Origin of the sequence: Ameyamaea chiangmaiensis, from assembly GCF_013376175.1 — a bacterium.
Taxonomy (GTDB): domain Bacteria; phylum Pseudomonadota; class Alphaproteobacteria; order Acetobacterales; family Acetobacteraceae; genus Ameyamaea; species Ameyamaea chiangmaiensis.
In genome coordinates this window covers 1-8,236 of sequence record NZ_JABXXR010000123.1, presented here as the reverse complement: position 1 = coordinate 8,236, position 8,236 = coordinate 1, and the positions used below count along the sequence as shown (strand labels likewise).

The window sequence follows — 8,236 nt, the reverse complement described above, 5'->3', positions numbered from 1 at the left end:
GGTCCGGCGCTCGCCGGAGGGTCGACACCACAGATGCGGCGGCGTCCGCGTGCCCGGCGAGCCAGAGCCATCCGTCCTGCCGCGCGATGATGCGTCGCCGGTCGGTCAGTGGCGCGGCAAGCCATTGGGCGAGAAGACGCGCGCCGGCCCCGGTGACGGTCCGGTTGACGGCGGCGAACAGCGTGTGTTCGGCGCCGCCGTCGCGCGCGCGCAGGATGTCCAGACTGGCGCGCGTCGCGGGGTCGAGGCCCAGCGTATCGCCGCTGTCCTGATGGCGGGGGCTGGACAGTCGGGGCATCTTGCCCGCCTGGCTTCGCCGCGCGTAGTCCAGCGCGACGGCTGCGGCAATTGCCTCCTCGTCGGTGAAATCGCCGAACGCATCGAGGCTGCCGGCACCGAAGGCGTCGGCGACGCGGATTCGTGCCTTGTCGGCGGATGACGGCGGCATTTCGGTCGCGCGCCGGTCGGCGTAGTCGCCAAGATCGAGATCGGGGGGGGCCAGGATTTCGGCGGGATCGAGCCGACCCAGCACGTCGTGCAGGGCGGCGGGGGTCGTCGTCGCCGTTTCGAATACGCCCGTCGAGATGTCGATCCACGCGGCGCCGATCACCTGCGATGACCGGGCAGCCCCGCGTGCGCCGCGCCCGGGGGGGGTGGCGAGGGCGAGCAGAAGATTGTGCCGTCCGGCGTCGAGCAGTTCGTCTTCGGTCAGCGTTCCGGGGGAGATGACGCGCACGATCGCGCGGGCCAGCGGCCCTTTGGGTCCGGTGTGGCCGGGCTTTCGCGCGGCTTCGGTCTGTTCGGCCACGGCGACGCGGAAGCCGCGCCGGATCAGGCGGGCGAGATAGGCGCTGGCGGCGTGGTAGGGCACGCCGCACATGGGTATCGGCTGGCCGCCATGCGTGCCGCGGTGGGTCAGCGCGATGTCGAGGGCACTGGCGGCGGCCTGTGCGTCCGCGAAGAACAGCTCGTAAAAATCGCCCATGCGAAAGAACAGCAGGGCATCGGGATGTTCGGACTTGAGCGCGAACCATTGCGCCATGGCGGGCGTGGCGCCCTCGGCGGAGGGAATCGTCATGAGGCGTTCCTTTAGCCGCGTCGGCGCCGGCGTGTAAGTCCGATTTTGTGACGCATCAAGGAGCTGCCGGGGTTAGCCCGACGACCGTGCGCAGGAAGTCCGCGCTCGCCGCCTCGACCCCGGCACTGGCCTGCGACAGGCCGGGGAAGGGGATCACATGCGTGCCCGCGTCGGGAAAATCGACGACCCGTTTGCGGTCGGCGGGGGTGCCCAGGGCGCCCGCCATGCCCTTGATCGCCGCGACGGACACGGTCTGATCCTGATGGGCCTCGTCGCGGTAGTAGTAGCCGACGAACGTGGGCGCGGTCACGGCGCCGAAAGTGCGGGCGTTCATGGCGCCGCGCGTAAGTTCAGCCAGCGCGCGATAGCCGTCGACGTGCAGATCGCTGGCCCAGACCGGCGATGACGACGGCTTGTGGACGATCGCCCCGCCCCGGTTCTGCAGCAGCCGCAGTGCCCACAGGCCCCAGGGCTGGAACAGTAGATCGAGCTTGTTGCCGCGTTCGCGCACCAGCGGCGACCACAGGACGAGGGCGCCGATCCGCTCGGGCACCTGCGATGCCAGCAGCAGGGCGAGTGAGCCGCCCGTCGACGTGCCGATCAGGATCGTGCGTTCACCCAGCGCGTTGCCTATGGCCAGCGCGCGCGCGGCGCCGTCGGCCAGCGTCTGCGCGTTGAGGCCGGCCATGGCGTCCGGTGCGGCCAGCCCGTGGCCTGGCAGGCGGGCCAGATACAGGTTGCAGCCGAACTGACGGGCCAGGGCTGCCGGAAGGCCTCCGCCTTCGCCCTGGCTTGCCGAAAACCCGTGCAGATAGACCATCGAGCATTCGGTTCGGTGCGGGGAATCCGGTGTGGCCCAGACGATCCGCGCGCGGGTGTCGTCGCGCAGCGGGCCGGCATGGGCCTCTTCTTCGTCTATGAAGGCCGTCAGGGCCTGCGCGTCCTGCGGCACGGTGGGGAGATGAACGACGGGGCGCACCGCCTCGACGCGGGGGCCGGCGACCCATCCTCCGACAATGACGGCAACGCCTATCGCGGCGAACAAAAGGAATCGGCTGGGCGAACGTGTCATGAGCGTGGAGCCCCCTTGCCGTATATCCAGTCCGGATGGCGTGCCTCGATCCGGTCGAGCACGAGATCCAGTCCGCGCTGCAACGGCGGCACGTCCTGGCACAACAGTATCAGCCCGAGCGGCAGCATCCAAAGGCCGAAGATTGGCAGGATCGCGAGACAGCCCCCGATCACCAGCGCGCCTCCGGCCAAAAGGCGTGCGAGCCGCGCCTGCGGCCGGCGCAGCCAACGCATGGCGCGCGCGGCCCTAGGCGGCAGGCGATCGATCATCCGCTCGAGCCGCTGCTCGCGATGGGTTTGTGTGAGGGGACCAACGGGCATCATCAGGACGGAATCCTTCGCGACTCGGGATTGACGGGCACTCTAGCCGATACGAACGCGCACGCAGCGCATGCGGTCGCCGTTAAACCGGTGTCGAAACATGTCGACCCCGGATGAAGACCCCGTGAGGCAGCCGCAACCCTCAGCGCCAGAATGGGTTTGATATCCGGTAAAGGAGCCGACGTCATGGACGACCTGATGAACGTTTGCGCCACCGGCCGCGTGCCGGGACCGGGGCAGGGTATGCCGCCGGAGGGGGCCGCCGACCCCCATCCGGAAGGCCGGCCGCAGACCGATCCGGACACCATACCCGAGCCATTGACCCTGCCCGAAAGGCCCGAGCCCCCGTCGCGGGAGGACCGGGACTAGCGACGGTTCAGCCTCGTCGCAAGGCGTCGCATGATCGCGCGGCTGTCGGCGACGCCCAACGCCTGCAGGGCGGCCCCATAGACCGCCGTCCCCAGGCAGACCAGAGCGGCCATGCCGATGACACGCGGCAGGGTCGTCCAGTCCGCGACATGGCCGAGCGGCGTCATCTGGGCCAGCGCGAGCATGGCCGTCATGACGAACGATGCCGCTATCATGCGCGCCAGTCGCCCCGCGCAACCGGGGCTGAGCGCGAGTGCAGCGCGACGACGCAGGAGCCAACCGAGGGCGGCTGCGTTCGCGCAGGCCGCAAGAGAACTGGCCAGCGGCGGCCCGACATGGGCCAGCGGGCGATAGAGTGACAGGTTGAGCGCGAAGTTCAGCACCAGTGTCGCGATGCCGACGCGCACCGGGGTGGCCGTATCCCCACGCGCAAAAAAACCCGGAGAGAGCACCTTCACCAGAACGAAGGCGGGCAGCCCGATAGCATAGGCCTGAAGCGACTGCGCCGACAGCGCCGCGTCACGGGCGGAAAAAGCGCCATGGCCGAACAGGGTCGCCATGATCGGGCGCGCCAGTACGATCAGCGCCAGCGTCGCCGGCAGCGTCAGGATCAGGGCGTATTCCAGCGCGCGGCTTTGCGTCTCGTGCGCGGCGCGCGTGTCCCCGGCGGCCACATGGCGCGTCAGTTCGGGCAGAAGCGTCGTGCCGGCCGCCGCACCGAGCACGCCCAGAGGGAGCTGGTTCACCCGGTCGGCGAAATACATCAGCGACACGCTGCCGGTGGGCAGCAGCGTCGCGATGATGGTGTCGACGACCAGATTGATCTGCGAGATGCCGCTGCCGACAAGCCCGGGCACCATGCGGCGCATCAGGGTGCGGATCTGCGGGGTCAGCCTTGGTCGGGGCAGCGCCAGTTCCATGCCCGCGCGCCGCGCGGCGACCAGAAGAAGACCCAGTTGCACGACGCCGGAGGCCGTGATGCCCCAGGCCGCCGCATGCGCCACCGTCGCGGTGAAGGGCGCAAGCCAAAGGATGGCGGCGATTCCGACCACGTTGAACGTCGCATAGGCCGCCGCCGCCGCCGAAAAGCGCCCCATCCCGTTCAGCACGCCCGAGACGAGGGCGGCCGCGCAGATCAGCACCAGGTAGGGGAACGTGATTCGCGACAGGCTGACAGCCAGATCGTGGCGTTCGCCGCCGCCGTGCAGACCGAAACCCGGTGCGATCACGCTGACGATCGCGGGCATGAACACCTCGCCCAGAGCGGTCAGTGCCAGCAGCCAGAACACCAGAACGCCCAGCGCCTCGCGCGCGAAACGGCGGGCCGTGTCCGGCCCTTCGGTGGTCAGGATCGCGGAAAACTGCGGGACGAACGCGGCATTGAATGCCCCTTCGCCGAACAGGCGCCGGAACATGTTGGGCAGGCGGAACGCCACCTGATAGGCGTCCTGTAGTGGGCCTGCGCCCATGAACGCCGCCAGCAGCTGGTCACGGACGAGGCCCAGCACACGGCTGAGCATGGTCCAGCCGCCGACGGTCAGAAAACTGCGCAGCATGGCGGGGTAACCTGTCCGGTATCAATGGTCGAGCACGACCCGCTCGATCGCGGTCTGGAACCGCTCGCTGTCAGGCGATGTGATCGAGGTAAACCAGGTCCGCAATGAACCGTCGCGACCGATGATGTATTTGTAGAAGTTCCAGCGTGGGCGCGACAGGAAACCCCCGTTGGCGGCGAGCCACCGAAACAGGGGGATCGTGTGCGGGCCGGTGACGTCGCTTTTCGCGGCCATCGGGAAACTCACGCCATAATTCCGCGCGCAGAACTGACCGATCTGGACCGAGTCGCCGGGTTCCTGATGGCCGAAATCGTCGCTCGGCACGCCCACGACGACCAGTCCGTTGGCGCGGTGCCGTGCCCAAAGCGCCTGAAGTCCTTCATATTGCGGCGTAAAGCCGCATTTCGACGCAGTATTGACGACAAGGACCGCCTTGCCCTTCAGCTTCGAGAGCTCGATCGGCACGCCGTCGAGACCGGGCAGGGCGAAATCGTAGAAGTCTGACATGGCAATCGATCCTCGGGCGCGCGGGCGAAGCGATCTGGTGAGATAGCGCAGGGGCGTCGGGGTGTCGATTGCCGCCCCGGTGGCTGACGAGTGACGACGCGACGACGGCTGGACAGACGCGTCGCGGTGGATAACGTGCCGAAACGAAGGGCGCGGATGGCTCCCTGTGTGCGTGGGAGTGACAGGGTGCTGGTTCAGATCGCACGAGGTATGATCGGGCTTGCGGCCCTTCTGGCGGTGGCCGTCATCTTTTCGACCGATCGCCGGTCGATTGACCGTGGCCGGGTCGCGCGAACGCTGGCGTTGCAGTTGGCGATCGGCGCTCTGGTGCTGTTCGTGCCCCCGGGGCGGACGGCCCTGCGTGCGCTGGCCTCCGGGGTGCAGGCCGTTTTGTCGTGTGGCAACGCGGGAATCGGGTTCTTGTTCGGCGGCCTGATCGGCCCCCGCATGGATGTTCTGTTCCCCGATGGCGGCGGATTCGTCTTCGCGCTGCGCGTACTGCCGCAGATCATCTATATCAGCGCGCTGATTGCCATCTTGTATAAATACGGGGTCATGCAGCGTCTGGCGCGTGTGATCGGCGGCGCGCTGGTGCGGGTCACGGGTGCCAGCCCGCTGTCGTGTTTCTCCGCGGTGCTGACGGTGTTTCTTGGCCAGAGCGAGATGCCCGTGGCCCTGCGTCCGTATGTGCCCACGATGGGACGGGCGGAACTGATGACCGTGATGTGCAGCGGCACGGCGTCGATCGCGGGATCGGTTCTGGCGGGCTATGCGGCGTTGGGCGTGCCGATGGACTATCTTCTGGCGGCGTCCTTCATGGCCATCCCCGGCGGCCTGATGTTCGCGCATGTGCTGATGCCGGTTCAGGACGGCAGCCGCCCCTTGCCCGAGGTGGAGGGTTTCGGACAGGAGCGTGCGGCGACCATTTTCGAAGTGATCGGTACCGGCGCGATGAGCGGCGTGCACGTGGCGGTGGCGGTGGGTGCGATGCTGATCGCGTTCATCGGGCTGATTGCGCTGCTCAACGGCTGTGTCGGATGGATGGGCAGCCTGATCGGGCATCCGGGGTGGACTCTGCAAGGGGCGCTGGGCGTGGTCTGCGCGCCAGTGGCTTGGGCGATCGGCACGGGATGGAGCGAGAGCAGGGTCATTGGTGGCCTGATCGGGCAGAAGCTGATTTTCAACGAATTCGTGGCTTATGTTGAATTGGCGCCAATGCTGCACACGGGTGCGCTGTCGAAGCATTCGGCCGCGATCGGGTCCTTCGCGCTGTGCGGATTTGCCAACCTGTCGTCGATCGGTATCCTGATCGCGGGATTCGGTAGCGTCGCGCCGGAGCGGCGTGCCGAGGTGGCGGCCAACGGGTTGCGGGCCGTGCTGGCCGGCTCCCTGTCCAATCTGACCAGCGCGGCGATCGCGGGCATGTTCATCGGCTGAACCGGCCGAGACACGACGGTCGACGCGGACGGCCGAACGCACCCCCGGGTGCGACTTTCGCCCTCCTCGCGCATTGTATGCGCGATCCCGTCCCTGTCCGTTGTGCCGAAAGGACCGCCCGCGCGTGTTGCGAACCGATTATCTGCATTCTCTGACGACCGTTCGGGAGTGGTTCGGCTGGATGCCGGCCCCGGTGGCATCGTCCCTGATCCTGATCGGCGCGGCACTGGTGGCCCTCCTGCTCAATCGGGTGGTGTCGGATACGCTGCTGCATCTGCCGGGCCTGCGCCACGTGCCGCTCTGGCGGCGATTGCTGCTCCAGCTTCAGCCCGTGGTCCGGATCATGCTGATGCTGCTGGCCGCCAGCGCGGCCCTGCCGGCGGCCACGGGGTTTTCGGACGCGACGCTAAGCCTGATCGGGCATCTGATCCTGGTCGGGTTCATTCTGGCGATCGGGGTGGGTCTTATCCGGGGGTTCCGGATCGTGACGGAAATCTATCTCGAACGGCTGGTGGGCCGCGCCGGCGACAACCGCATCGTCGCGCGCTCGCACCAGACCCAGATCCGTATCCTGCGGCGCGCCATCGAAATCCTGGTCGGACTGATCACGGTGGCCAGCGCCCTGACCACGTTCAGCGCCGTGCGCCAGTTCGGCGTGTCACTGTTCGCGTCGGCCGGCGCGGCGTCGCTGATCGTCGGTCTGTCGGCACGGCCGCTTCTGACCAATCTGGTCGCCGGTATCCAGATCGCCATCACCCAGCCGATCCGCATGGAAGACCTGATCATCATCAACGGCGACTGGTGCTGGGTGGAGGAGATCAACGCGACCTATGTCGTGCTGCGGGTGTGGGACATGCGCCGGCACATCGTGCCCATTTCCTTCTTCCTCGAAAACCAGTTCGAGAACTGGACGCATAATTCCGAGGCGATCACCGGCGTCGTGTTCCTGCATCTGGACTACCAGACCGACATGCACCGCGTCCGCGCGATACTGGAGGAGGTGATTCGCACCTGCCCGCTGTGGGACGGGCGGACACTGGGGTGTCAGGTGGCCGCGACCGACACCGACTCGATGCGGATACGCATCATTGCCGGCGCCCGTGACGCGTTGCAGAGTTGGGATCTGGGCTGCGAGATTCGCGAGAAGATGGTCGCGCGGCTGCGGCGGGAGTGTCCCGAGGCCCTGCCGCGTGCCCGCATGGCAGTCGTCGCATCCGATCCGGACAGCAGCGCGTGGCCAACGGACGAGATGATTTCGCCGCCGATCCGTCGACCACCCGACGTCGCCCGGCGTCCGTCGGAGGCCCAGGCAGACCCGGGGCATGGGGGGGAGCCGTCGCGGTTTGGCTGACGTTATTCGCCCCGCGTCGGCCGGCTCATCAACGCGTCGCGCGCCTGCTGGGGCGTGAGTTCGCCGGCCAGCAACCGGGTCACCATCGCTATGATCGGTACTTCGATCTGATGACGACGGGCAAGGGCCAGCAGCGCCGGCGCGGTCTCCACCCCTTCGGTCACGCTGCTGCGCCGGGCAAGGATGTCGGCCAGTGGGACGCCTTCGCCCAGCGCCAGCCCAAGGCTGAAATTACGCGAACTCGGCCCCGTGCAGGTCAGGATCAGATCGCCAAGGCCCGACAGACCTGCCAGTGTGTCAGGGCGTCCGCCCATGGCGTCGGCCAGACGCCCCATTTCGACGATCGCGCGCGTTATCAGGGCGGCCCGCGCGTTTTCACCAAGGCGCGCGCCGATCGTGACACCGGCGGCAATGGCGATCACGTTCTTGGCCGCGCCCCCGATCTGCACGCCCAGCGGATCGGTGCTGGGATACAGCCGCAGGGCCGGACCGGACACGCGCCCGGCGATGGCCTCCGCCAGTCCGCCGTCCGTCGCGGCGAGCGAG

The 8,236-nt window shown here is 67.9% G+C and carries 9 protein-coding genes; 3 read left to right on the top strand and 6 right to left on the bottom strand.

What is annotated here, in order from left to right; translation table 11 throughout:
* The 3 genes from HUK82_RS12640 to HUK82_RS12630 form a co-directional block, all read right to left on the bottom strand.
* Window positions 1–1,078: MutS N-terminal domain-containing protein (locus tag HUK82_RS12640; RefSeq protein WP_456304202.1), on the bottom strand; the 1,078-nt coding region annotated here is incomplete at its 3' end.
* A 55-nt stretch (window positions 1,079–1,133) separates the two neighbouring features.
* Window positions 1,134–2,150 (bottom strand): alpha/beta hydrolase, encoded by a 1,017-nt coding sequence (locus HUK82_RS12635; RefSeq protein WP_176614304.1) that lies wholly within the window; start codon window positions 2,148–2,150, stop codon window positions 1,134–1,136.
* Window positions 2,147–2,473 (bottom strand): hypothetical protein, encoded by a 327-nt coding sequence (locus tag HUK82_RS12630; protein WP_176614303.1) that lies wholly within the window; start codon window positions 2,471–2,473, stop codon window positions 2,147–2,149. The genes HUK82_RS12635 and HUK82_RS12630 overlap by 4 nt, the downstream gene beginning before the upstream one ends.
* A gap of 183 nt (window positions 2,474–2,656) precedes the next feature.
* Here HUK82_RS12630 and HUK82_RS12625 point away from each other — a divergent pair, with 183 nt between their 5' ends.
* A complete protein-coding gene (locus tag HUK82_RS12625; protein ID WP_176614302.1) occupies window positions 2,657–2,839 on the top strand; it encodes a hypothetical protein in 183 nt (60 codons plus the stop codon).
* Here HUK82_RS12625 and murJ read toward each other — a convergent pair.
* Window positions 2,836–4,395: a murein biosynthesis integral membrane protein MurJ gene (gene murJ, locus HUK82_RS12620; RefSeq protein ID WP_176614301.1), complete on the bottom strand. Its 1,560-nt coding sequence runs from the start codon at window positions 4,393–4,395 to the stop codon at window positions 2,836–2,838. The genes HUK82_RS12625 and murJ overlap by 4 nt on opposite strands.
* A 21-nt stretch (window positions 4,396–4,416) precedes the next feature.
* Window positions 4,417–4,902, bottom strand: coding sequence for a glutathione peroxidase (locus HUK82_RS12615; RefSeq protein ID WP_176614300.1), 486 nt, complete (start codon window positions 4,900–4,902; stop codon window positions 4,417–4,419).
* Window positions 4,903–5,112: 210 nt separating this feature from the next.
* Here HUK82_RS12615 and HUK82_RS12610 point away from each other — a divergent pair, with 210 nt between their 5' ends.
* Window positions 5,113–6,339, top strand: coding sequence for a NupC/NupG family nucleoside CNT transporter (locus tag HUK82_RS12610; protein ID WP_176614306.1), 1,227 nt, complete (start codon window positions 5,113–5,115; stop codon window positions 6,337–6,339).
* Between the two features lie 124 nt (window positions 6,340–6,463).
* Window positions 6,464–7,690, top strand: a complete 1,227-nt coding sequence (locus tag HUK82_RS12605) for a mechanosensitive ion channel family protein (protein WP_264802212.1) — start codon at window positions 6,464–6,466, stop codon at window positions 7,688–7,690.
* Between the two features lie 2 nt (window positions 7,691–7,692).
* Here the strand turns inward: HUK82_RS12605 and HUK82_RS12600 are convergent.
* A partial coding sequence (locus HUK82_RS12600) for an NAD(P)H-dependent glycerol-3-phosphate dehydrogenase (RefSeq protein WP_176614299.1) occupies window positions 7,693–8,236 on the bottom strand: 544 nt, incomplete at its 5' end.

Coding starts and splice junctions, on each gene's coding strand:
- HUK82_RS12630 (WP_176614303.1), bottom strand. CDS start 2,473: ATGATGCCCGTTGGTCCCCTCACACAAACCCATCGCGAGCAGCGGCTC.
- HUK82_RS12635 (WP_176614304.1), bottom strand. CDS start 2,150: ATGACACGTTCGCCCAGCCGATTCCTTTTGTTCGCCGCGATAGGCGTT.
- HUK82_RS12625 (WP_176614302.1), top strand. CDS start 2,657: ATGGACGACCTGATGAACGTTTGCGCCACCGGCCGCGTGCCGGGACCG.
- HUK82_RS12615 (WP_176614300.1), bottom strand. CDS start 4,902: ATGTCAGACTTCTACGATTTCGCCCTGCCCGGTCTCGACGGCGTGCCG.
- HUK82_RS12610 (WP_176614306.1), top strand. CDS start 5,113: ATGATCGGGCTTGCGGCCCTTCTGGCGGTGGCCGTCATCTTTTCGACC.
- murJ (WP_176614301.1), bottom strand. CDS start 4,395: ATGCTGCGCAGTTTTCTGACCGTCGGCGGCTGGACCATGCTCAGCCGT.